Origin of the sequence: Bacillus sp. M13(2017) (genome assembly GCF_002218325.1) — a bacterium.
Classification (GTDB): Bacteria; Bacillota; Bacilli; order Bacillales; family Bacillaceae_G; genus Bacillus_A; species Bacillus_A thuringiensis_K.
Window position 1 is genome coordinate 1 of sequence record NZ_KZ268543.1, and the last position, 1264, is coordinate 1264.

The window sequence follows — 1264 nt, forward strand, 5'->3', positions numbered from 1 at the left end:
GCTACTAACATGGCAGCTGCTGCTTCTCAAATCGAAGATGCTGATATGGCAAAAGAGATGTCTGAAATGACTAAGTTCAAAATTTTAAACGAAGCTGGTATCAGCATGCTTTCTCAAGCTAACCAAACACCACAAATGGTTTCTAAATTATTACAATAAGCCATTTGATTATATAAATCTCTTTGTCTACAAAGAGATTTATATATAACTAAAAACTCAAGATAACAATGGAGGTTCTTAAAATGAGAATTAATACAAATATTAATAGTATGCGTACGCAAGAGTACATGCGACAAAACCAAGACAAAATGAATACTGCGATGAATCGTTTATCTAGCGGTAAATCTATTAACAGTGCGGCTGACGATGCGGCTGGTTTAGCTATCGCTACTCGTATGCGTGCAAAAGAAGGCGGATTAAACGTCGGAGCACGTAACACGCAAGACGCTATGTCTGCTTTACGTACTGGTGACGCTGCTTTAGGATCTATTTCTAACATCTTACTTCGCATGCGTGACCTTGCTACACAAGCTGCAAACGGTACGAATAACGCTGAAGATACTGCCTCTTTAGACAAAGAGTATGTTGCCTTAAAAGATGAAATTGATCACATTGCTGGAAAAACGAATTTTAACGGTAATTCTTTCTTAGATACAACTGCCACTCCTCCCGGAAAAGATATCGAGATTCAACTTTCTGATGCTTCTGGTGATACAATGACAATCAAAGCCATTGATACAAAATCATTGACAACTGGCACTTTAACTAATTTAAAAGATAGAGCCACTGCTGAAACTGAAATAACAAAACTGGACACTGCAATTCAAAAAATTGCTGATGAAAGAGCAACTTTCGGTTCTCAATTAAACCGTTTAGACCATAACTTAAACAACGTAACGAGCCAAGCTACTAACATGGCAGCAGCTGCTTCTCAAATCGAAGATGCTGATATGGCAAAAGAGATGTCTGAAATGACTAAGTTCAAAATTTTAAACGAAGCTGGTATCAGCATGCTTTCTCAAGCTAACCAAACACCACAAATGGTTTCTAAATTATTACAATAATCTATTTGATTATATAAATCTCTTTGTCTACAAAGAGATTTATATATAACTAAAAAACTCAAGATAACAATGGAGGTTCTCAACATGAGAATTAATACAAACATTAACAGCATGCGTACGCAAGAGTACATGCGACAAAACCAAGACAAAATGAATACTGCGATGAATCGTTTATCTAGCGGTAAATCTATTAACAGTGC

General features: G+C 36.4%; 3 protein-coding genes. All 3 read left to right on the top strand.

Features of this window, described 5'->3' with window-relative positions; translation table 11 throughout:
• Positions 1-159: flagellin (locus CGQ22_RS31180; protein ID WP_254922578.1), on the top strand; the 159-nt coding region annotated here is incomplete at its 5' end.
• An 83-nt stretch (positions 160-242) separates the two neighbouring features.
• Positions 243-1064, top strand: coding sequence for a flagellin N-terminal helical domain-containing protein (locus CGQ22_RS31185; protein ID WP_061139570.1), 822 nt, complete (start codon positions 243-245; stop codon positions 1062-1064).
• An 84-nt stretch (positions 1065-1148) separates the two neighbouring features.
• Positions 1149-1264: flagellin N-terminal helical domain-containing protein (locus CGQ22_RS31190; protein WP_002179092.1), on the top strand; the 116-nt coding region annotated here is incomplete at its 3' end.